This window comes from Nocardioides luteus, assembly GCF_015752315.1.
In the GTDB taxonomy this organism is placed as follows: Bacteria; Actinomycetota; Actinomycetes; order Propionibacteriales; family Nocardioidaceae; genus Nocardioides.
The window spans coordinates 5,356,058-5,377,896 of record NZ_JADOVJ010000001.1 but is presented as its reverse complement, the minus strand read 5'-3'; the positions used below and the strand labels follow the sequence as shown (position 1 = coordinate 5,377,896).

23 protein-coding genes are annotated in these 21,839 nt (G+C 69.9%); 13 read left to right on the top strand and 10 right to left on the bottom strand.

All coding sequences use genetic code 11. The features are described from left to right. Position 1 precedes the first annotated feature (1 nt). From HD557_RS25740 to HD557_RS25720, 5 genes are all read left to right on the top strand, one after another. Positions 2–772: a hypothetical protein gene (locus HD557_RS25740; protein ID WP_196875957.1), complete on the top strand. Its 771-nt coding sequence runs from the start codon at positions 2–4 to the stop codon at positions 770–772. Beyond that, entirely contained in the window at positions 769–1,485 is a 717-nt protein-coding gene (locus HD557_RS25735) for an SDR family NAD(P)-dependent oxidoreductase (RefSeq protein ID WP_196875956.1), read from the top strand. The genes HD557_RS25740 and HD557_RS25735 overlap by 4 nt, the downstream gene beginning before the upstream one ends. A 57-nt stretch (positions 1,486–1,542) precedes the next feature. Continuing rightward, positions 1,543–1,902, top strand: coding sequence for a DoxX family protein (locus HD557_RS25730; protein ID WP_196875955.1), 360 nt, complete (start codon positions 1,543–1,545; stop codon positions 1,900–1,902). Between the two features lie 105 nt (positions 1,903–2,007). Continuing rightward, positions 2,008–2,778, top strand: coding sequence for a glycerophosphodiester phosphodiesterase family protein (locus tag HD557_RS25725; RefSeq protein ID WP_196875954.1), 771 nt, complete (start codon positions 2,008–2,010; stop codon positions 2,776–2,778). A gap of 9 nt (positions 2,779–2,787) precedes the next feature. Continuing rightward, entirely contained in the window at positions 2,788–3,726 is a 939-nt protein-coding gene (locus HD557_RS25720) for a DUF5926 family protein (RefSeq protein ID WP_196875953.1), read from the top strand. 151 nt (positions 3,727–3,877) lie between these two features. Here HD557_RS25720 and HD557_RS25715 read toward each other — a convergent pair whose 3' ends face one another. The 8 genes from HD557_RS25715 to HD557_RS25680 form a co-directional block, all read right to left on the bottom strand. Then, positions 3,878–4,750 (bottom strand): AraC family transcriptional regulator, encoded by an 873-nt coding sequence (locus tag HD557_RS25715; protein ID WP_196875952.1) that lies wholly within the window; start codon positions 4,748–4,750, stop codon positions 3,878–3,880. A gap of 82 nt (positions 4,751–4,832) precedes the next feature. Further along, the gene (locus HD557_RS25710; RefSeq protein WP_196875951.1) at positions 4,833–5,771 is read right to left on the bottom strand and encodes an adenylate/guanylate cyclase domain-containing protein; all 939 of its coding nucleotides are present in this window, start codon (positions 5,769–5,771) and stop codon (positions 4,833–4,835) included. A gap of 80 nt (positions 5,772–5,851) precedes the next feature. Next, the gene (locus tag HD557_RS25705; protein ID WP_008355922.1) at positions 5,852–6,223 is read right to left on the bottom strand and encodes a cyclic nucleotide-binding domain-containing protein; all 372 of its coding nucleotides are present in this window, start codon (positions 6,221–6,223) and stop codon (positions 5,852–5,854) included. 62 nt (positions 6,224–6,285) lie between these two features. After that, entirely contained in the window at positions 6,286–7,485 is a 1,200-nt protein-coding gene (locus HD557_RS25700; RefSeq protein ID WP_008355923.1) for an arginine deiminase, read from the bottom strand. Between the two features lie 24 nt (positions 7,486–7,509). Further along, positions 7,510–8,112, bottom strand: coding sequence for a TMEM165/GDT1 family protein (locus HD557_RS25695; RefSeq protein WP_008355925.1), 603 nt, complete (start codon positions 8,110–8,112; stop codon positions 7,510–7,512). A 99-nt stretch (positions 8,113–8,211) separates the two neighbouring features. Beyond that, positions 8,212–9,402 (bottom strand): nickel pincer cofactor biosynthesis protein LarC, encoded by a 1,191-nt coding sequence (gene larC / locus HD557_RS25690; protein WP_196875950.1) that lies wholly within the window; start codon positions 9,400–9,402, stop codon positions 8,212–8,214. Next, positions 9,399–10,082, bottom strand: coding sequence for a nickel pincer cofactor biosynthesis protein LarB (gene larB / locus HD557_RS25685; protein ID WP_196875949.1), 684 nt, complete (start codon positions 10,080–10,082; stop codon positions 9,399–9,401). Before larB ends, larC begins: the two co-directional genes overlap by 4 nt. 2 nt (positions 10,083–10,084) lie before the next feature. Further along, a complete protein-coding gene (locus tag HD557_RS25680) occupies positions 10,085–10,924 on the bottom strand; it encodes a prephenate dehydratase (RefSeq protein WP_008355931.1) in 840 nt (279 codons plus the stop codon). 24 nt (positions 10,925–10,948) lie between these two features. On the opposite strand from HD557_RS25680, the gene HD557_RS25675 reads away from it, so the two are divergent. After that, the gene (locus tag HD557_RS25675) at positions 10,949–11,359 is read left to right on the top strand and encodes a DUF4446 family protein (RefSeq protein ID WP_307785708.1); all 411 of its coding nucleotides are present in this window, start codon (positions 10,949–10,951) and stop codon (positions 11,357–11,359) included. Between the two features lie 410 nt (positions 11,360–11,769). On the opposite strand, the gene HD557_RS25670 is transcribed toward HD557_RS25675, so the two are convergent. After that, the gene (locus HD557_RS25670) at positions 11,770–13,341 is read right to left on the bottom strand and encodes a diacylglycerol kinase family protein (protein ID WP_196875948.1); all 1,572 of its coding nucleotides are present in this window, start codon (positions 13,339–13,341) and stop codon (positions 11,770–11,772) included. A gap of 159 nt (positions 13,342–13,500) precedes the next feature. Here HD557_RS25670 and HD557_RS25665 point away from each other — a divergent pair, with 159 nt between their 5' ends. The 6 genes from HD557_RS25665 (at position 13,501) to HD557_RS25640 (ending at position 20,195) form a co-directional block, all read left to right on the top strand. Further along, positions 13,501–15,870: a calcium-binding protein gene (locus HD557_RS25665; RefSeq protein ID WP_196875947.1), complete on the top strand. Its 2,370-nt coding sequence runs from the start codon at positions 13,501–13,503 to the stop codon at positions 15,868–15,870. Positions 15,871–16,108: 238 nt separating this feature from the next. Beyond that, positions 16,109–17,380 (top strand): serine--tRNA ligase, encoded by a 1,272-nt coding sequence (gene serS / locus HD557_RS25660; protein WP_196875946.1) that lies wholly within the window; start codon positions 16,109–16,111, stop codon positions 17,378–17,380. Beyond that, the gene (locus HD557_RS25655) at positions 17,377–18,234 is read left to right on the top strand and encodes an HAD family hydrolase (RefSeq protein ID WP_196875945.1); all 858 of its coding nucleotides are present in this window, start codon (positions 17,377–17,379) and stop codon (positions 18,232–18,234) included. Before serS ends, HD557_RS25655 begins: the two co-directional genes overlap by 4 nt. A 28-nt stretch (positions 18,235–18,262) precedes the next feature. Beyond that, the gene (locus HD557_RS25650; RefSeq protein ID WP_008355943.1) at positions 18,263–18,775 is read left to right on the top strand and encodes a GNAT family N-acetyltransferase; all 513 of its coding nucleotides are present in this window, start codon (positions 18,263–18,265) and stop codon (positions 18,773–18,775) included. Beyond that, positions 18,772–19,572 carry a Cof-type HAD-IIB family hydrolase gene (locus tag HD557_RS25645; RefSeq protein WP_008355944.1) on the top strand — a complete coding sequence of 267 codons (801 nt, stop codon included), beginning with the start codon at positions 18,772–18,774 and terminating at the stop codon, positions 19,570–19,572. Before HD557_RS25650 ends, HD557_RS25645 begins: the two co-directional genes overlap by 4 nt. Before the next feature lie 17 nt (positions 19,573–19,589). Next, entirely contained in the window at positions 19,590–20,195 is a 606-nt protein-coding gene (locus tag HD557_RS25640; protein WP_196875944.1) for a hypothetical protein, read from the top strand. On the opposite strand, the gene HD557_RS25635 is transcribed toward HD557_RS25640, so the two are convergent. Further along, positions 20,158–21,045, bottom strand: a complete 888-nt coding sequence (locus HD557_RS25635; RefSeq protein ID WP_196875943.1) for a sterol desaturase family protein — start codon at positions 21,043–21,045, stop codon at positions 20,158–20,160. The two genes, HD557_RS25640 and HD557_RS25635, sit on opposite strands and share 38 nt — an antisense overlap. Before the next feature lie 72 nt (positions 21,046–21,117). Between HD557_RS25635 and HD557_RS25630 the strand changes: the two genes are divergently transcribed. Next, entirely contained in the window at positions 21,118–21,768 is a 651-nt protein-coding gene (locus HD557_RS25630) for a TetR/AcrR family transcriptional regulator (protein ID WP_196875942.1), read from the top strand. The last annotated feature ends 71 nt before the right edge of the window (positions 21,769–21,839 follow it).

Below are 21,839 nucleotides of genomic sequence, written 5' to 3'. Positions count from 1 at the left end.
CATGACTGAACGGACGCGTCTGTGGATGGTTCCGCCGGCCGCGGCCGCGGGCTGGGGCGTCGGGTTTCTCCCGCAGCTCGTCCAGCCGCAGCCGCTCCTGCTCGCCCCGATGGTCGCCGAGCTGGTCTCCTTCACGCTGCTCGCCGCCGCGCTCGGCGGGCTCGCCGCCGGCCTGCGCCCGGACCGCCGGCTGCTCAGCGCGACACTGGCCGGCGCCGGCGTCGTGGGTGCGGCGCTGCTGGGGCTGACGCTCGCCGCGGGACCGGCGGCGACCAACCCGAGGATGCTGAGCCACCTGATCGTCATCGCCGCGATCACGACGGTCGCGGGCCTCACCGCCGGGATCGCCGCGAGCCTCGGGCCGTGCGTGCTGCGGGCTCCGATGCTGGCCGCGCCGGCCGTCTGCGTACCGCTCTGGCTGGACGGCATGCTCCCCGGTGACCTGCCGTCGTCGGTGATCGATGCACTGCTGGCGGCCGCGCTGGTGACCGTCCTGGTGACCTCCGTACGCCGCGCCGTCGACGTCGTCGCCTGGGTGCCGGCCTGGATCCTGGGCTGGGCGATGCAGACGCTGCTGACGGTGCTGGTGGCCATCGGCGTACTCATCCAGGAGGGGCGCTCCGTCGACGCCGGGCTGCTCTCCTCGCACCTGGTCTACTTCCACGAGCGGTGGAACGAGCCCGCCGTGCACTACCCCGCCGGATGGGCCCTCGCCGGTGTCCTGGCACTGGCGTTGGTGGCGTGGAGGCTGCGTGACACCCTTCGGGTGTGAAACGGACGCTCATCACCGGAGGCACCCGCGGCATCGGCGCCGCCATCGCTCATCGACTGGCCGCTGACGGCCACTCGCTCGTGCTCGGCTATCTGTCCGACGAGGCTTCTGCCACGGGGACACGCGACGAGATCCGGGCCCTCGGGGTCTCCTGCGAGATCGCGGCCGCGGACATCACCACCGACGCCGGGATCGCCTCGCTCTTCGAGGCCGCCGGGCCGATCACGGGCGTGGTCAACAACGCTGGCGCGACCTACCGCTACGCCCCTCTCGTCGACACTCCTGCGGACGAGATCCGGAGGACGTACGACGTCAACCTGGTCGGCCCCACGCTGGTCGCCCGCGCGGCGGTGTCCTCGCTCGCCGAGGGTGGCGTGATCGTCAACATCTCCTCGGGTGCGGCGACGCTGGGATCGCCGGGAGAGTACGTCCACTACGCCGCCGCGAAGGCCGGGATCGACGCGCTCACCAAGGGCCTCGGGCTCGAGGTCGCCGCGCTCGGCATCCGGGTCGTCGCGGTCGCTCCCGGACTCACCGAGACCGACCTGCACGCCGCGACCGGCGACCCCGGCCGGATCGAGCGGATGGCTCCCCAGATCCCGCTCGGCCGCGCGTCCTCGCCCGACGAGGTCGCCGAGTCGGTCGCCTGGCTGATGAGCGACAAGGCCTCCTACGTCACCGCGACCACGCTGCGGGTGGCCGGCGGGCGGTGATGTCACAGGACGGCGGCGTACGTCGTCCTGGTTGGCATGAACATCATCTTGTGGATCGTGACCATCTTTCTGGCAGCCGGGTTCCTGGCCGGTGGGGTGGCGATGCTGGTGCTCTCGAAGGAGCGCTTCCGCAACGCCTTCGACGGCTGGCGCTACGCCGATGACTTCCCGGACGGCTTTCTCAAGGTCATCGGCGTGATGAAGGTGCTGGCCGCCGCCGGGCTGATCCTGCCCGCGGTGACCGGCACCGCCACCTGGCTGGTGCCGCTGGCCGCTCTCGGGCTGGTGCTGCTGATGACCGGCGCGGCGACCACCCGCATCATCCGCCGGGAGTGGGGCGCCTTCTACGGCGATCTCGTCTTCTGGGGGCTGGCGGCCTTCGTCGCGTTCGGTCGGCTCGAGGTCGTGCCGTTCTAGGCAGTTCCGCTGCGGGCACGAGCGGATGTGACCACTGATCGCGACCTTGGTTACATCTCGCTCGTGTCGCGCGACGGGGCTTGCCGGATGGCCCACAATCTCCTCATGAGGCCCCAGGTGGTCGCGCATCGCGGCGCCAGTCATGAGATCGCGGAGCACACCCTGGCTGCGTACGTCGCAGCCCTGGATGCGGGTGCTGACGCCTTGGAGTGCGACGTGCGCCTGACGATGGACGGTCACCTCGTCTGCGTCCACGACCGGCACCTGCGCCGGATCGGCGCGCGTGGGCTCGTCTCGGAGATGACCCTCGCCGAGCTGCAGGCGATCGACTTCGCGGCCTGGAAGAACGGGTTCTGGGAGGGTGAGGACGAGCCGCCGGACCGGGACATGCGGGGCGTGCTCACGCTGCACCGGCTGCTGCGGGTCGTGCGGGACTATCCCCGGCACGTCGAGATGGCGATCGAGACCAAGCACCCGACGCGCTACGGCGGGCTGACCGAGGGGCGGCTGGTCGACGTGCTCAACGACTTCGGCTGGGCGGGTCCGGGCAGCCCGGTGCGGGTGATGAGCTTCTCCTTCACGGCGCTGCAGCGGGTGGAGCGGCTGGCCCCCGGCGTACCTCTGGTCCAGCTCATCGACCGTGCCGCCAACTGGTCGCTCCTGCGACACGCGATCGGCGAGGACTGGTGGCTCGGCGCCGGGATCGAGATGCTCACCGCCCACCCCAAGCTCGCCCGGCGGCTCGCGTCGAAGGGCCGCAACCTCCACGTCTACACCGTCAACACCGAGGAGCAGCTCAAGCTCTGCCTCGACCTCGGGGTCAACGCGGTCATCACGGATCGTCCGGGGTTCATGTTGGAGCTGCTCGGCCGTTAGGGTTCGGACGTGGCCAAGAAGTCCCGAGTCAAGAACCGTCAGGCGGCTGCGGCCCCGACGGACGGTCCCAACCCGCGCGCGGCGTGCCCGTGCGGGTCCGGCAAGCGTTACAAGGCGTGCCACGGTGCCGCCGGCGGCGCGTTCGTGGGGCGCCCCTTCGAGGGCCTGCCCGGCGAGTGCGACCTGGTCGCGCTGCGCGAGCTGGTGCCCTCGGCGACGGTGTCGCTGCAGGTGAAGGGCTACGAGTCGACCCCGGTCACGCTCGGCACCCTGCTGCCGGGCGCCGCGCCGGCGATGTCGCGCGACTCGGGCGAGGTCTGGGCCGGGCTGCAGGTGCAGCACAACTACGGCGACGTGTCGCGTGACGTCGCCGCGGCGCTGCTCCAGGCTCTGGAGAGCCGCGCCGCCGGCGAGTCCGGCATCTTCGGCCTCACCTCCGCGCCGGGCGAGGGCCCGCGGCTCCAGGACATCGTCACCAACTCGTCCCTGGACGTCACCGTCCACGAGGGCTTCGACTGGTGGCTCGCCGACGTCGAGCACAAGGGCGACTTCGAGCACGCCCTCGAGCACGCCAACGAGTCGGTGCTGCCGACCGAGCGGCTGACCTCGGTCGAGGCTGCGTACTGGACCTCGGTGGGCTCCAAGGAGCACCTGCGCTGGGTCATGCCCGAGCCCGAGGACGCCCTGCTCACCGCGCTCGCGCGGCTGCACGTGGCCGGCGACGACGTGATCGTCCCCGACGCCCGTTTCGTCGGCATGTTCCGCGCCCACGGCCTGCTCGCCCCCGTCTGGGACCTGCCGGTCGGCACCGGTGCCGAGGCGCTCGAGGAGCCGGCGGTGGCGTTCAAGAAGCTGCTCGACGAGGCTCTCGCCGACGACTCCGAGATCACCCCCGAGGTCCGCTCGGCCCGCGCCGGGCTCGCGAACCGGCAGGTCACCATTCGCTGACCCTCGCTGGTCGAAGGCCACTTCGTTCAGACCTCGGAGCCGCTAGGCGGAGGCGTGTCGAGACCAACACAGTCCTGACGCGCTCGACGGGACCGTGTTGGTCTCGACACGGATTCGTTCGTTCCTCACGAATCCGGCTCGACCAGCGTGGTCACCGCTCGACCGGCAACCACAGCTCGCACGAGGCGTACGTCTCGGTGAGCTCGAGGTAGCGGAGGACCGACGGTCCGGGGCGGAGCCGCCACGGGTTCGACGGGAACCAGTCGGTCGCGGTCGCGGCCCAGAGACGCTGCAGCGTCTCCGGGTGCGGGCCGCTGGCGGCGAAGACCGCCCAGGAGCCGGCCGGCACGGTGATGGCATCCAGCTCCTCCGGCACCGAGGCCGACGGCGTGACCGCGACCCCGTGCAGGTACGTGATCATCGTCCCCTCCGGTGCATCGGGCGACGGGGAGTCGGTGACCGCGAGGATGCCGCGCGGGTCGGTGTCGTTGAGCTCCTTGAGCCGGACGTGCTCCGAGGGCTCGAGCGAGGCGATGTGTGCCTGGATGTGCGGATTCACGCCCTCGTAGATCAGCGGGACCTTGGCGGCGTGGCCGACCAGGCGCAGCTCGGGCATGTCGTTGATGGTGACGTCCATCGGGGTGCTCCCTTCGACGCTCAGGCGGAACCTGAGCGTGGGTTGTGTGCGTAGCGGACCACCGGACCGGCGTACGTCGGCGGGAGCCGAGCCGTGCACCGCACGGAACGCGCGCCCGAACGCCTCGGTCGAGCCGTAGCCGTAGTGCACCGCGACCTCGAGGAGGTCGGGGGCACCGGCGACGAGGTCGGCCGCGGCCAGGGTCATCCGCCGGCGGCGGACGTACTCGGACAGCGGCATCCCGGCGAGCGCCGAGAACATCCGGCGTAGGTGGTACTCGGTGGTGCCGTGGTCGCGAGCGACCCGAGCCACGTCCACCTCGCCGGTGAGCCCGTCGTCGAGCTCGGCCTCGACCAGGTCGACCAGGGTGTTGAGCGTGCCGATCATGTGGTCCTCCTTTCGCCGTCAAGCCTGGCTCGGGAGCACCCCTCCGGGCCCGACTTTTCTGGCCCGGTTCAGTCGGGCGGGTTCAATCCGATGTGGATCGCAGCCGGAACGCCTGCAGGCGGGAGTAGCCCTTCACGCTCGCCCGCCGCATCTTCTCGACCTGGAAGCCGTCGACGCCCTCGAGCGCGGCCGCCGCGTGCTCGTCGATGACCACCGACGAGGGCCGTGCGACGGTCGTGAGGCGGGCGGCGATGTTGACCGTGGGGCCGAAGACGTCGCCGAGCCTGAGCACCACGTCGCCGTAGGAGATCCCGGCTCTGACGTGGGGAAACGCGCTGTCGCGGTCTTCGCCCAGCGCGGCCAGCTCGAGCGCCGTCCGGGCGGCGGAGGGGACGTCCTCGAAGGTGAAGAACACCCCGTCGCCGAGATACTTGATCACCCGGCCGCCGTGCTCGACGACGACGTCGGAGCAGGTGTCCTCGAACTCCTCGACCCAGTCGACGAGCTCCTTGTCGCTGAGCCGCTTGGAGCGGGCGGTGTAGCCGACGATGTCGAGGAACCCGACCGCCAGCGGCACCGCGGACGCGTCCGCGACGGTGAGCATCCGGCGGGCCGCGCTGACCAGGTGGCGGCGCCAGACGTAGTCCTGCAGCGACTCGACCAGCGGGAGCACCTGCGCGCTCAGCGCGACCAGGTCCTCGACCTCGTCGCCACCCCGCTCGCGGGCGACCTCGGCGAGCAGCGACGTCTGCCACTCGGCCAGGCGCGCGTAGGAGCGCCCCCAGGTCCGCACGAGAGCGGCCTGCCGGTCCTCGCTGAGCACCCCGAGACGTACGAGCTCCTGCGTCATCCGCAGCGCCTCGACATCGGCCTCGGTGAACGCTATCTCGTCGTCGCCCGCGTGCGGGAAGCCGAGGTGGTGCCAGAGGTCCTCGGCGACCTCCATGGGCACGCCGACCGCGCCCGCGACGTCGGCGCGGGTCAGTGTGGGCGTCTGTCCGAGGACGAAGGACTCGACCACGGCCAGCGCCTCGGCCAGCTCGATGTCGGCCTCACGGCTGCGGCCGTGGTCGAGGCCCTCGTCGGTCTGGTCGTCGAGCGTCAGGAGCCGAACCTGTCCTTGGCGACCTTGTCCAGCGCCCTCGCGAACGACGGCATCTCCACGGAGAGCTGCTGCAGCTTGTCGGCGCTGAGGTGGATCAGGTCGAGCGGCGTGAGGGCGACGATGGAGGCCGTCCGCAGCGACCCCCGCATGATCGCCGCCTCACCGATGATGTCACCGGGACCGCACTGGGCGATCTCCTCCTTGTCCCGGCGGACCGAGACGGTGCCGTCGAGGATGATGTAGGCCTTGTCCGGCGGGGTGTCCTCCCAGATCGGCGACCAGCCCTCCGGCAGATGCACGCGGGTGCCGGTGGCGCTGATGTGCGCGATCTCCTTGGGCGTGAACATGGAGAAGAACGACTCGGTCACGAGGTTTTCCTTCGGTCGGCTGTGGGGACGGTCACAAGGACAACGACTTTCCTACTGGCGAGTTATCCCAGCGGGTCCCGGGCGATCGGGCAGCTCATGCATCGCGGACCACCCCGGCCGGAGCCCAGCTCGGAGCCGGCGATCGCAATGACCTCGATACCGGCGGCCTCCAGCGCCTCGTTGGTCTGGGTGTTGCGCTCGTAGCCGACGACCACGCCCGGCGCCAGGGCCAGGGTGTTGTTGCCGTCGTCCCACTGCTCGCGCTCGGCGGCGACCGGGTCGAGCCCGGTGTCGACGTGGTGGAGCTTGTCGATGCCCATCGCCTCGGCCGCGACCTCGAGGAACGGACGCGGAGCGGCGATGTCCACCTGGTCGGACTCGCCCGACGGCGTCACGGCGTACGCCACCAGCGAGTCGACCGCGTTGGGGTAGATGACCATCTTGTCGGTGTTCACCAGCGTGGCGATCGTGTCGAGGTGCATCGTCGCGCGCTCCTGCGCGATCGGCACGGCGAGCACGGTGTGAGCGAGGTCCTCGGCGAAGACCTGGCGCGCCAGCCGCTCGGCGCCGGCAGGGGTCGTACGCTCGCCGACACCGACGGCGACGACGCCGGGCGCGAGCAGGAGCACGTCGCCACCCTCGACGTGCTCGAGGTGGGAGCCGTGCAGCCGGGGGCTGGACCGGAACCGCGGGTGGAACTGGTAGATCAGCTCGGTCAGTGCGGTCTCGCGCTTGCGGGCCGGCATCGCCAGGCTCGTGACGGTCGCGCGGTCGCGGATCCACACCGACGAGTCGCGGGTGAAGAGCAGGTTGGGGAGCGGGTCGATCAGGAAGTCGTCGTGGACGAGGAGGCTGGTGACCAGGCCGTGGCCGCCGCGCACCTCGTCGTTGCGGATGCCCGCGGTCAGGTGGTCGGTCAGCTCGGCCGGACCCGCGTCGGCGAGGGCGCCGCTCAGGTAGTCGCGGAGGGTGTCGCCCAGGGTGAGCGAGCCCAGGACGTTGTCGAGTGCCAGCTTGCGGGCCTCGGGCACCTCGAGGGTCTCGGTGAGCAGGTCGGTCAGGTAGAGCACCTCGACGTCGCGATCCCGCAGCGCGGCCGCGAAGGCGTCGTGCTCGTCCTGTGCCCGCTTCACCCACGGAATGCCGTCGAAGAGCAGCTTGTCGTTGTTGCGCGGCGTCAGCCGGGTCAGCTCCCTACCGGGTCGGTGGAGCATTACCGTACGCAGCCGTCCGACCTCGCTGTCGGCGCCAAGTTCAACCATGTCGGCAGCCTAGGCGACGGTCGCTCAGGCGAACACCTCGACCAGCGTCAGGATGCCCAGGACGAGGCATACGAGAGCTCCGACGTAGTGCAGGACGTGCAGCTTGATGAACCGGAGCAGCGTACGTCCCAGCAGCACCGCGAGCCCCGACACCGTCAGCAGTGCCGCCCAGGAGCCGATGAAGACCGAGACCGGCTCGTGGTAGCGGGCCACCAGCGAGACGCTCAGCAGCTGGGAGAGGTCGCCCCACTCGGCCGCGAAGAGGACCATGAAGCTGGCCAGGACCTGGCGGAAGCCGCGTACGTCCTTCGCCTTCTCGGCGAACTCGCTGCCGTCCTCCTCGCTCGCGGTGCCGTGGTGGCGGCGTCCCTCGACGAGCAGGAGCACCGCGCCGCCGAGGAAGAGCAGGGCGGCGACGATGTGGATCAGGCTGGTCGGCAGGAGTGTCGCCACGCCGCCGATGGCCACGGCGATGAGCGTCTGGATCGCGAACGCGGCGCCCACGCCGAGCCAGACGAAGATCGGCCGGTACTTCGTCGACAGCACCAGCGTCGCCAGGAACGTCTTGTCCGGCAGCTCGACGACGAAGATCGCGGCGAAGGCCAGCGCGATGACGGTGATGTCCACGGGGTCATGCTCGCATTCGGCGGGGCGGGATGTTCAGCTAGGTATGCAGGCGAACAGTCGCTCCCCTGGTGGAACTCCACGAGGGATGCGGATGCTCGGCTACATACCTAGACGAACCGCCAGCGCCTTGGCCGCCGCCAGGACATCGATCGCGGGGCGGTTGAGCGCGGCGGCGACACGGGCGACGTCGTCCCACTCGGGCTGCAGGTTGACGATCTCGCCGTCGAGGCGGGCGGCCTTGACGGCGATCGGGTGTCCGTCGACGGTCACGGTCAGGATCTCGCGGGGCAGGGCGTGCTTGACCACCTCGTGCTCGCGTACGCCGATCGTCGAGGTCTCCTGGAAGAACACCCTCCGGACCGCCTCGGCGGCGTCGGGACGGGTGAGAGCGTGGAGCGTGTAGGCGGGGCGGCCCTTCTTCATCAGGATCGGCGTGACCCAGGCGTCGTGAGCCCCGGCGGCGAGGAGTGCGTCGAGCGCGCCCGGGATCAGTCGGCCCTCCAGATCGTCGATGTTCGCCTCGATGACGAGCTCGGCGGCCGCACGATCTGCCGCCGGCGTCTCAGCCGCCTCCCCGACCAGCAGCCGGATCGCGTTCGACCAGCCGTCGGGATCCCTGCCCCCGGCCCCGACCCCGACGGCGCCGGTCACCATCGGCGGCTGATCGCCCCACGAGGTGGCGAGGGTGGTGAGCAGGGCGGCCCCGGTCGGCGTGCACATCTCCATCGGCGGGTGCCCGGGAGGCCCCGCGAAGGAAGGTACGCCGGTGAGCAGCCGTGCCACGGCCGGCGGCGGCACCGACAGGGTCCCGTGAGCGGCCCGGACCGAGCCCGACCCGACCGCGACCGGGGAGACCACGACGTCGGTGGCACCCAGGTGCACGAAACCGGCACAGACCCCGACCACGTCGGCGATCGCGTCCAGCGCCCCGACCTCGTGGAAGTGGACCTCCTCGGGGGAGATCCCGTGGACGGCCCCTTCGGCGACGGCGAGGCGCTCGAAGACCCGCAGCGCCGGGTCGCGCACCGCGCCGTCCAGCGGGGCGCCGACGAGCAGCTCCCGGACGTCGGTCCAGGTGCGGTGGTGGGTCGAGTCCGCGATCGAGACATGGCACCGGGTCGCGGCCAGGGCGCCACGTCTCACCTGTTCAGCGGCGAGATCCACCGGCTCGGGAGCCACTGCATCCACCGCGGAGGCGATCGCGGACAGCGGCACCCCGGCGTCGACGAGCGCGCCGAGCAGCATGTCGCCCGACGCCCCGGAGGAGGCGTCGACCCAGACGATGCTCATCGAGCCCGAGCCCGCCTGGCGATCCTTGCCGCCGCGACCCCGGCACCGTAGCCGTTGTCGATGTTGACCACGGTCACGCCGGGAGCACACGAGTTGAGCATCGCCAGCAGCGCGGCCAGCCCGCCGAAGGAGGCGCCGTAGCCGACGGACGTCGGCACCCCGATCATCGGCACCCCGACCAGCCCGCCGACCACGGAGGGCAACGCACCCTCCATCCCGGCGACGACGATCAGGCAGTCGGCGTCGTCGAGCCGGTCGCGTACGGCCATCAGGCGGTGGATCCCGGCGACACCCACATCGGTGATCCGCTCGACGCCGGCGCCGTGGACCCGGGCGGTCAGTGCCGCCTCGGCCGCGACCGGCCCGTCGGAGGTGCCGGCGGCCACGACGCAGACCCGGCCCTGCTGGGTCGGCAGCGGCCCGAGCGTGATCGCCCGGGCCTCGGCGTCGTGGGTCGCCGAGGGCAGCTCGGCGGCGACGAGGGCGGCTGCCTCGGCGGAGACCCGGGTGGCCAGGACGGCGCGCGTGGGGTGCGCACGGTGCAGCCGGGCCAAGATCGCGACGACCTGCTCGGGGGTCTTGCCGTCGGCGTACACGACCTCCGGGTCACCCGTGCGCCGCTCACGGTCGAGGTCGACGCGGGCGAACCCGAGGTCCGCGGTCGTCTCCTGGTCGGGCATCCTCAGAACCGGGCCGGGTCGGCGGGATAGACCCCGAGCAGCTTCACGTCGGTCGTGAAGAAGGCCAGCTCCTCCAGGGCCCGCTTCAGCCCCGGCTGATCGGGGTGGCCGTCGACCTCGGCGAGGAACTGGGTCGCGGTGAACTTCCCGTCGACCATGTAGGACTCCAGCTTGGTCATGTTGACGCCGTTGGTCGCGAAGCCGCCGAGCGCCTTGTAGAGAGCGGCCGGAAGGTTGCGTACGTTGAAGATGAACGAGGTCACCACCGGACCCTGGTCGGAGGGCGCCTGGATGAAGTCGGGCGAGAGCACCACGAAGCGGGTGGTGTTGTGGTCGGCGTCCTCGATGTCGGTGGCGAGCACGTCGAGCCCGTAGATCGAGGCGGCCAGCGGCGGGGAGATCGCCGCCATCGTCGGGTCACCGGCCTCGACGACCTCGCGCGCGGCACCGGCGGTGTCGCCGGAGACGACCGGCGTGAACCCGTGCTCCCGGATGATGTTGCGGCACTGGCCCAGCGCGTGGACGTGGGAGTGGACCGTACGGATGTCGTCGAGATGGGCGCCCGGAAGACCGAGCAGGTGGAACCGGATCCGCAGGTAGTGCTCGGCGATGATGTGCAGGTTCGACTCGGGGAGGAAGTGGTGGATGTCGGCCACCCGCCCGGCGAGGGAGTTGTCGATCGGGATCATCGCCAGCGACGCCTCACCTGCCTCGACGGTCGCAAAGACGTCCTCGAACGAGGCGCACGGCACCGACTCCAGCTCGGGGTAGTGCCGTTGGCAGACCATGTGTGAGTTGGACCCTGGTTCGCCCTGATAGGCGATGCGATGTGGCTCGGACACAGCGACAGTCTAGATTCGCCCGTTGTGCTCGCTCTTGCCATTCTCAGTCTGCTGACAGCAATCGCCTCCCTGGTGTTCGCCGGGGCGGCCTGGCAGAGGACGAAGGACGTACGCCGCCCCGACCCCGCCGCCGTCGAGTCGCTGCCGACCGACGTCGCCGGTCTGCGTGCTGAGGTCGCGGCCCTGCGGGCGGAGTCGGCCATGAACCTGCGCCACCTCGCGGTGGTGCGCTTCGACGCGTTCGGGGACGCCGGTGGCCACCTGAGCTGGTGCCTTGCCCTGCTCGACGACAACGGTGACGGGGTCGTGCTCACCTCGATCCACGGCCGCACCGAGGCGAGGTCGTACGCGAAGAGCATCAGCGGCTGGGAGTCGTCCCAGCTGATGTCGCCCGAGGAGACCGAGGCGGTCCAGCAGGCGAAGCCGAGGAGCTGATCCGAGGCGACCGGATCGGGCCGAAAACGACGCCGGCACGCTCGGGCGTGGCGGGGGAACCGTTCCGAGCGTGCCGGTTTTCAAACCCGGGCTGCGGGTGGGACGGCCCGGGAGTCGAACACTGGTCGCGGGGGATTTCCGACCAGTGTGTGGGTCTTGCACGTCACCGGCCGGAGTCAGGCTGAGCCCGATCGGGGACGCCGACTCGGCTCACGCCGAGTCGTGTCAGACACCTTATGAACATTTACTGATCAACAAGACATCTGTGCCCGCGAGTCGCCATCGAGTCGCACGAAAATTGATCCCAAACACGCTGAAAATACGCTTGATCCGGGACCTTGGACCCTGATTGCCGGGACTTTCTGCTTGGCTGCGTGTCGTTGGATTCGGGACCGAATCGGGACCGCGTTTCAGCGTGGCACGCGGACGAGCAGGCGTCCCGGAAGGCACGTCATGCGCAGCTCCCGACCCTCGGAGATGGTGTCGCCGTCGAGCTGGCGGGGCTGGTCGTGGTTGGTCCGGATCACGACGCTGGCGCCGGTCATCCGGTTGACCAGGTTGTCGGTGCGCGGCCGCTTGCTCAGCACCCGGAACGCGAGCGGCAGCCAGGACCAGAACCGCTGCGGATAGAGCAGCACCACGTCGACGAGCCCGTCGTCGAGGGCGGCCGCCGGCAGCAGCGGCATGTTGGCCTGGAGGTAGCCGACGTTGCCGACGACGACCGTGCGCGCCCGGTGCCTGGTGAACTCGCCGCCGTCGACGGAGATCTCCAGCCGCATCGCCGGGAACATCAGGCTCTTGAAGGCGGAGAGGACGTACGCCATCCAGCCGATCTTCTTCTTGATGTCCTCGTTGACGCCGCTCATGATCGCGGCGTCGAAGCCCATCCCGGCCATGACCAGGAAGTTGGTGTCCTCGAGGTTGTCGCCGGAGACCTCGACCAGGTCGATCGCCTGGTCCTGCCCGGTGAGCGCGACGTCGATCGCGGCGCGGATGTAGAGCGGGATCGACAGGTTGCGGGCGAGCAGGTTGCCGGTGCCGCCGGGGACGATCCCCACCGCGATGCCGGTGCCGGCCAGGGCGGAGCAGACCTCGCGTACGGTGCCGTCGCCGCCGCAGACGAGCACCAGGTCGGCGCCCTCCTCCTGGGCGGCACGCGCCATGCCTCGGCCGGGGTCGTCGACCGTGGTCAGGTGCCAGGTCGGCGTCTTCCAGCCGGACTCCTTGGCCATCGTGGTGACCATGGTCTTGAACTGGTCGACCGACTCGACCTTGATCGGGTTGAGGACGACCGCGATCTTCCGGTTGCCGCGCACCGAGTCCACCAGCGGCCGCCGCCCCAGCGCGTGCGAGGTGGGCAGCGGCGTGTAGAGCGCCATGCCGAGGAAGACCGCGCCGGCGGCGAAGGCGATCCCGCCGAGCACGTCGGAGGGGTAGTGGCGGCCGAGGAAGACCCGGTCCGCGGCGACGAGCACGACCAGAAGCGTGAGGCCCGTGTAGGCGAGGCGGCGGATGCCGCGGCGGCGTACGAACATCGTCACGACGACCGCGATCACACCCGCCAGGACCGCCATCCCGGTCGCGTGACCGGAGGGGTACGCCGGCGAGTCGTGCAGCCACGACGACAGCTGCCACTCCGGGCGGTCCCGGTCGATCAGCAGCACCAGGCCACGGCGTACGACCAGGGTGACCGCCACGACGCCGAACACGTAGACCGCGGCGCGCAGATACTTGCGGAACAGCCCGGCGGCGACCAGGAAGGCGACCCCGACCGGGAGGTACCACTCCGTGACCACCTCGACGACGTGCCAGAAGTCGAGCATCCAGCCGTGCTCCGCCGTCACCGCTGCTGCCTCGCGGCCGAGCTCGTCGAACGTCGAGACCGGCGGCCATGCGTTGATCGCCGCGATCCCGATCAGGGCGCACAGGGCGAACAGCGAAGCCGCCCAGAGCAGCAGGGCACGGCGCGAAAGGTCAAGCACGGTGAGTCAGTATGCGCGAAACGGCTTCCACACAGTGAATGAACGACCTGGACAAAAGCCGAGGCGGCGCACGGTTGTGAGCGTTACTGTTCCTTCTCCGCGCATGATTCGGGTCGGCGTCGGCATTCCTCGGTCCCTCGTCGTTGTGAGGTCTCTCTCATGCGCTCTCGCGTGTCCTCGTACGCCCTTCTCGGGCTCTTGTCCGTCCCCGCCGTCGCCCTCGGCGTCGGTGGCCTCCTCGCCGGCTCCGCTGCCGCCGAGGAGGCGATCACCGAGTGCGACGGCAAGGCGATCACCGTGGATCTAAGTGTCGAGGGCCAGGCCCCGACCGAGGGTGACGACGTCGTCGCCGTCCCCGCAGGCGTCTCCGTTGATGCGCTGGGCGGAGACGACACCATCTGTGTCGTAGGCGAAGGCAGGGCGACGATCACTGCCGGTCTTGGCAACGACGTCATCTATCCCGTGTATGGGAGCAGTGTGGACGCCGGTGAAGGGAACGACACCATCATCGGTGACAGCTCGGTCATCCGTGCGGGGCCAGGCAACGACCTCATCCGCGGTGGAAAGCAGATCGAGAGCGCCTATGGAGGCGACGGTGACGATGTCTACTACGCGGACGGCAATGGCGGCGGCTTCCGTGGCGAGGCCGGGAACGATACTTTCCACGGCGGGGCAGGCGACGATGCCGCGTACGGCGGCGACGGCGACGACCAGATCTTCGGAGAAGGCGGCGACGACCTGATCGCGCCTGGTGCGGGCAGCGACGTCGTCCGCGGTGGGCTCGGGAGCGACGCGGTGTCGGTCTCGGTCGCCCCTGACCACGATGTCGTCAACGGTGGCTCGGACGACACCGCGACGGACCGCATCTCCATCGTGAGTTCGGCCGGCATCACGTTCGACATGGCTGTGGGTGACACCGGATGGGGAGCCACCCTCGCCGGTTTCGAGTCAGTGTCGGCGACGGACCACGACGACACGATCACCGGCACGAGCGGTGCTGACACGATCGAGGTCGGCAAGGGCGACGACATCGTCGAGGCCGGTGGCGGCGCCGATCTGGTCGACGCGGGCGACGGCAACGACACCATCGCCGCGGGTGACGGCAACGACACCATCTGGGGCGAGGCCGGGGACGACCGGATCGCCGGTGGTGGCGGCGACGACCGGATCAACGCTGGAAACGGGGCCGATGCGGTCAACGCCGGAGACGGCAACGACACGATCGACGACGGGTCCGGATACGACGTCGTCCACGGCGACGCGGGCAACGATGTCATCGACGCGACAGGCCACGGCAGCGCTATCGAGAGCAACAGCCTGTACGGCGACGCCGGCGACGACACGATCCGCGCCTCGTCCTACGGGGACGAGGGGATTGCCGACGGCGGAGACGGTCACGACGTCCTAGTGGGTGGGCGGTACGCCGGCGCCGCGGTCAACGGCGGTGCCGGCAACGACACGATCGAAGTCCGGGGATATCCCGCCGTCGCCTCCGGCGGCGACGGCGACGACTCGCTGCGTGCGGTCGAGGAAGCTGGCATCCTGCATGGCGGGAACGGGGACGACGAACTGATCGGCGACGTGGGCTACGACAAGCTCTTCGGGGACGCCGGGGCTGACACCATCACCGGGAACGGTGGTGGCGACGAGATCCGCGGCGGCTCGGAGAACGACTCGCTCGACGCCGGCTCCGGAGACGACAAGGTCTACGGCGATGCGGACAACGACACTGTCAGTGCCGGCGATGGGAACGACTACGTCCTCGGCGGCACCGGGTCAGACCGCTTGCTTGGTGGCGGTGGGAGCGATCGGCTCAAGGGCGAGGTCGGCAACGACCGCCTCGAGGCCGGCTCGGGCAACGACACGTTGGAGGGTGGAGACGGCGCCGACACGCTGTACGGGGCGGACGGCAACGACCTCCTGGCCGGCAATGCCGGCAACGACTCCCTGAGTGGTGGCGTTGGATCCGACACCGCTTCGTACGCCACCGCGACAGGCGCGGTCTCGGCGACCATGTCTCGTGCGACCGGGGGTGGTGGCACCGACACGCTCGCAGGGATGCAGAACCTGACAGGCAGCCCGTACCCCGACCGTCTCGTCGGTGACGGTGGCGCCAACGTACTTCTCGGCGGAGGCGGCAGCGACACGATCTTTCCCGGCCTCGGCAACGACCGGGCGGAGGGTGGTTCGGGCACCGACACCGTCGCGTACTCAAACGTTCGCAACGGGGTGAAGGTCGCGCTCAACACGACCTCCGTGCAGTCGACGGGTGCAGGAGCGGAACGCCTGCTGACCTTCGAGCGACTGACCGGCACGAACTACGCCGACGTCCTTAAGGGCAACAGCGGAGTGAACAAGCTGGTCGGCCTCGGTGGATCGGACAGGATCGAGGGCGGGTCGGGCAATGACTCCCTCTACGGGGACTCCGGCAGCGACCGGCTCATCGGTGGCTACGGCCGCGACTACGGCGACGGTGGCACGGGCAGCGACACGAGCTCGTCGGTCGAGCGGCGCGTTCGCATTCCCTAGTACGCGATCATCATTGGAATCACTTGACACAAATTTGCGTCAAGTGATTCCAATGCATGTCATCAAGGACGCCGCCCAGTATGGGGTCATCAGCCTTTTTGGGGACCTCGCTCAAAGCGGCCCTCCGATCTGCTTCGTACCTCGTCGAGTTCGCGGCCGGAGTCATTCGCAGGGGATGAGCGGGCGACGCTCACTTACTGAAGTGAGATCTGATGGCCCGGTCGACTAGCCTTGCCGCATGATCGACCCGCGCATCCTCCGCGAAGACCCCGACCGCGTACGTGCCTCGCAGGAGCGCCGCGGCGCGTCCTCCGACGTGGTGGACCGGGCGCTGTCCGCGGACAGTGCCCGGCGGGCGGCGATCGCGGACTTCGAGGCCAAGCGGGCCGAGCAGAAGCAGATGGGCAAGAAGGTCGCCCAGGCCAAGGGCGAGGAGAAGCAGCAGCTCCTGGCCGAGGTGAAGGAGCTCGCGGCTGCCGTCAAGGAGGCCGAGGCGGCGCAGAACGCTGCCGAGGATGAGTGGAAGAAGGCCCTCAAGGCCATCCCCAACCTCGCCGACGACGCTCCGGCCGGCGGTGAGGACGACTTCGTCCTGATCGAGAAGGTCGGCGAGCCGCGCGACTTCGAGGCCGAGGGCTTCGAGCCGCGCGACCACGTCGAGCTGGGCAAGATGCTCGGCGCGATCGACCTCGAGCGCGGCGCCAAGGTCTCGGGCAGCCGCTTCTACTTCCTGACCGGCGTCGGTGCCGAGCTGGAGTTCGCGCTGATCAACCTGGCGATGGAGCAGGCCCGCGAGGCCGGGTTCACCCAGGTCATCGCGCCGGCGCTGGTGCGCCCGGAGGCGATGGAGGGCACCGGCTTCCTCGACCAGGTCGACGACGGCGTCTACAAGATCGAGGACGACGACCTCTATCTCGTCGGCACCTCGGAGGTGCCGATGGCGGCCTACCACGCCGACGAGATCCTCGACCCCGAGACGCTGCCGCGCCGCTACGCCGCCTTCTCGTCCTGCTTCCGCAAGGAGGCCGGCTCGGCGGGCAAGGACACCAAGGGCATCATCCGGGTCCACCAGTTCGAGAAGGTGGAGATGTTCGTCTACACCACCGTCGAGGAGTCGTACGCGGAGCACCAGCGTCTCCTCGAGTGGGAGAAGGCGTTCCTGGACAAGCTCGAGCTGGCCTACCAGGTCATCGACGTCGCCGCGGGCGACCTCGGTCCGAGCGCGCTGCGGAAGTTCGACTGCGAGGCGTGGATCCCCACGCAGGGGAAGTACCGCGAGCTCACCTCGGCGTCCAACTGCACCACCTTCCAGGCGCGCCGCCTCGACATCCGGCAGCGCACCGAGAGCGGCACCACCCCGGTCGCCACGCTCAACGGCACCCTGACCGCGATCACCCGCGCCATCGTGGCCGTCCTGGAGACCCACCAGCAGGCCGACGGGTCGGTGCGGGTGCCGAAGGCGCTGCAGAAGTGGCTCGGGCGCGAGGTCCTGGAGCCGGTCCAGAAGTGAGCACGACCGAGAGCAGCACCGCGCGGCCGGGCGAGGCCGCCTGGCACCCGAAGCTCGTCGCGCTCGACATCGACGGCACCCTGCTGCGCTGGATCGAGGGCACCGGCACGACCTCCGAGGCGCTCTCGGACAAGGTGCGTGACGCGGTCCGCCGGGCGTACGACGCGGGGGCGCACGTGGTGCTCTCCTCGGGCCGCTCAGCCCACTCGATGACCGGGATCGCCGACCTGCTCGGGCTTCCGGACGAGGGTGCGGAGCGGTTGTGGATCGTCGCGTCCAACGGTGCGGTGGTGCTCCGCTACCCGCCGGTCGACGTGGTGCACGAGGAGACCTTCGACGCTCGCGCGGCCGTCGAGAAGATCCTGGAACGACGTCCGAACGTGCTGGTCGCGGTGGAGAACCGCGGCCTGGGCTACCGGTTCAACCGGCCGTTCCCGGAGGGCGAGCTCGACGGCGCCCACCTGATCGCGCCGATCGAGGAGATGGTCGCCGAGCCGGTCTCGCGCGTGATCATCCGCGACCCCGACGCGACCCCGGAGGACTTCCTCGCCCTCGGGCGCGAGCTCGGCCTGCACGGCATCGACTACGTCGTCGGCTACACCGCCTGGCTCGACCTCACCCCGGTCGGGGTCTCCAAGGCATCGGGCCTCGCCTACGTCTGCGACCAGCTCGACCTCGAACCCGCCGACGTACTCGCCATCGGCGACGGCCGCAACGACGTCGAGATGCTCGAGTGGGCCGGGCGCGGTGTCGCCATGGGCAACGCTCCCGAGGTCGTGCAGGAGATCGCCGACGCCGTCACCGCCCACGTCGCCGACGACGGCGCGGCGCTGGAACTCTCCCGCTGGTTCTGAGAGTGCTGTTCTGAGAGTCTTGGCGCTCGTGACTCTTCCCACCACCATCCTCACCGAGCGGCTGACGCTGCCGCTGTGGACCCAGGCCGACATCGAGGCCATCGTCGACCAGCAGGGCCGGAACGGGCGGCAGCAGGGCTGGCACCCGCAGTTCCCGCGTGAGGACGACCGCGACGCGGCGACGATGTGGGTCGAGGGTGACTCGTGGAGCTCCCGCTACATCATCCGCAACGGGACCGTGCTCGGCTCGATCGGCTTCTTCGGGCCGCCCGACGCCGCCTCTGACGGCACCCCGGAGACCGAGGTCGGCTACGGCCTCGTCGAAGAGGCACGCGGCTGGGGCTTCGCCACCGAGGCGCTCAAGGGTCTGCTCGCGTGCGCCGACGCGGAGGGCGTACGCATCCGGGCCTCCGTCGAACCCACCAACGCGGCCAGCCTCCGTGTGCTCGCCAAGTGCGGGTTCACCGAGCTCCGGGGCGCCGACGAGGACGGGCATCTGGTGATGGCCAGGCCTGTCCCCGGTGGCAGAATGGAAGAATGAGTACGCCGAAGCTCGTCGCCACCGACCTGGACGGCACTCTGGTGAGAGCGGACGGCTCGGTCTCGGACTTCACCCGTGACGTGCTCGTGAAGCTCGAGGAGATCGGCGTGCCGGTCATCTTCGTGACCGGTCGGCCGCTGCGCTGGACCCGCGAGCTCTTCGAGCACATCGGCAGCGTCGGCCTGGCGATCGTCTCCAACGGTGCGCTGGTCTGGGACGTCGCGACCGATCAGCCGCGGCTCACCCGGCTGATCGAGCCCGCCCTGACCGCCGAGGTGGCGGCGACGCTGACGGCCAGCCTGCCCGGCCTGGTCTTCGCGACGGAGTCGCTCGAAGGCTGGTCGTGCGAGCCGGACTTCGTGACCCACACCTCCGACGCCCGCCGGCCCGCCAGGCGGGTCGCCGCGATCGAGGAGCTCGCCGACGAGCCGCTGATCAAGCTGCTCGCCCGGCGCCACGACGACGATGACGCCGACGATCTGCTCGCGGCCGCGACGGCCGCCGTCGGCGACCGGGTCAACGTCACCCACTCCTCGTTCCCGCTGCTCGAGATCAGCGCTCCCGGGGTCACCAAGGCCTCCACGCTGGAGCTCGTCTGCACCGAGCTCGGCATCTCCGCGACGGACGTGATCGCCTTCGGCGACATGCCCAACGACCTGCCGATGCTGACCTGGGCCGGGACGTCCTACGCCATGGCCGACGCCCACCCGAGCGTGGTCGCGTGCGCGTCCCACCTCGCGCCCGGACACGAAGATGACGGTGTCGCGCGGGTGCTGGCTGGAGTCTTCGGGCTCTGACTGGTTTGATCTTCGCCATGCGCCGCGTCCCCCAGCTCCTCGCTGCCGTTGCTCTTGTCGCGACCGCGATGATCATGACGAGCCCCGCACCTGCTTCGGCAGCCCCTGCCACCTCGCCGCTGACGGCTCCCGCGAAGTGCCCCGCGTTCAAGCTCAGCGACGCCGTCGAGGAGCCGCTGGTCTTCCACGCGCGGGTGACCGGCCCCGCCAAGGCCACCCGGAAGGGCGGCCCGGTCGTCTACCCCGTGACCGTCGTCAAGGCGCTCAAGGGCGTCATCAGCGGCAGCAACCTCCAGGTCACCCTTAACACCGGGCCGTGCCAGCGCAAGTCGCTGACCGCCAACGAGGACTACTACTTCTTCGTGCAGCAGAAGGGCGACACGATCCTCGCCGCCGGCAGCGCGCCGCGCGTCGAGGAGTACACCGACAAGCTCCAGGCGGAGATCGCCAAGGAGTTCCCCGAGGCGATCGCCCCCGAGCCTCAGCAGGTGAGCTTCAGCGAGCCCACGTCCCCCGAGGGCGCGAAGCTCGTCGAGGTCGCCGCCCCCGGCGTCGTGCTCGTCGTCGTGGGTCTGCTCGGCCTGGTCATCGTGATGATTCTCGGACGGCGGCGGGCGGCGTAGCCTTCTCCGGCGTCCAGCCCGGCGGCCGGAAGAGGTAGCTCAGCTTGAGCCGCCAGCCGTCGGCGCTGCGTACGTCGTTCCAGAGCTCGCGGAACGCGCCGTACTCCAGGCGGAGCAGGTTGTAGGTGTCGACCTTGTAGGTCAGGCCGTACGTCGGGCGCTGGACCTCGGGCTGGAACGTGCCGAAGAGGCGGTCCCAGACGATCAGGATGCCGGCGTAGTTCTTGTCCAGGTACTCCGGGTCGGAGCCGTGGTGGACGCGGTGGTGCGACGGGGTGTTGAGCACGAGCTCCAGCGGCCGCCAGAGTCGGCCGATCGTCTCGGTGTGCACGAAGAACTGGTAGATCAGGTTGATCGAGAAGGCGATGTAGATCGCCGCCGGTGAGATGCCCAGGAACGGCAGCGGCAGGAAGAAGAAGAACTCGAACCACGGGTTCCACTTCTGCCGCAGCGCGGTCGCGAAGGTCATGTACTCGCTCGAGTGGTGCGCCTGGTGGGCCGCCCAGCCGACGCGCGTCCGGTGCACGAAGCGGTGGTTCCAGTAGTAGGCGAGGTCGACGACCACGACCGAGATCGCCAGGCCCCACCACGTCTCCGGGATCTGCCACAGCGACGCGTAGGCGAAGATCGCCGCGTAGACCGCGAAGGTCAGCACCTTGAACACGGTCATCGACACGATCGACCCGAGGCCCATCAGGACCGAGGTGCGCGCGTCCTTGAAGACGTAGCCGGCCAGGTTGTCGTCGTGGTCGAGCCATTTCAGTGCTGCCAGCTCGATGAGGATCGAGAGCGCGAAGAACGGGATCGCGTACGTCAGCGGGTTCTTGAGCGGGTCGAGCATGTCGTTCATGGGGGACCTCCCAGGGATATGACCTTGGAGTAAGTTACCTCAAGGTCATATGCCACCGCTAGACTCTTGGGCATGTCACGGGCCAACGCTGGAACCAAGGGCGTCCCGCGCGCCGACCGCGAGCTGCAGATCGTGCTGGCCGCCTGCCAGGCCTTCGGCACCGTCGGGTTCGCCAAGGCGTCGGTCGCGGCGATCGCCGCCGACGCCGGCATCTCGAAACCGCTGGTCTACCAGTACTTCGGCTCCAAGGAGGGCCTCTTCCTGGCCAGCTTCAACTACGGCGCCGAGACGCTCGCTGCCGAGATGGAGCGGGTCGCCGCCGACGACTCCGTCGGTCTCGAGCGTGGTCTCCGCACGCTCGACGGCCTCTTCCGGACGCTCGAGCCGCAGCCGTGGGTGTGGCGGCTCCTCTTCGACCCGTCGGCGCCCGACGACGGTGAGGTGGCGGCCGCTCGCGCCGTCTACACCGACCGGATCACCCGTCTGGCCGTCGAGGGCGTCGGTGAGCTGATGCGGCTCGTGGGCGATGACGACCCCCTCGACGCCTCTGCGCTGACCGCGGTCTGGATGAGTGCGGTCGATGCGCTGATCACCTGGTGGCTCGACCACCCCGGGGTCACCCCGGCCGAGATGACCGAGCGGTGCCATCGGCTGATCACCGCGCTCTCCGGAGCCGCGCTTCCCGCCCAGATCGCTTCGGGCGCGAGTAGCCTTCGCGCGTGAGCGAGCACCAGCGAGTGAACCATCGAATCATCACGCGCCCGCGTCCGTATCCTGGCGCTTGCGCTACGGAG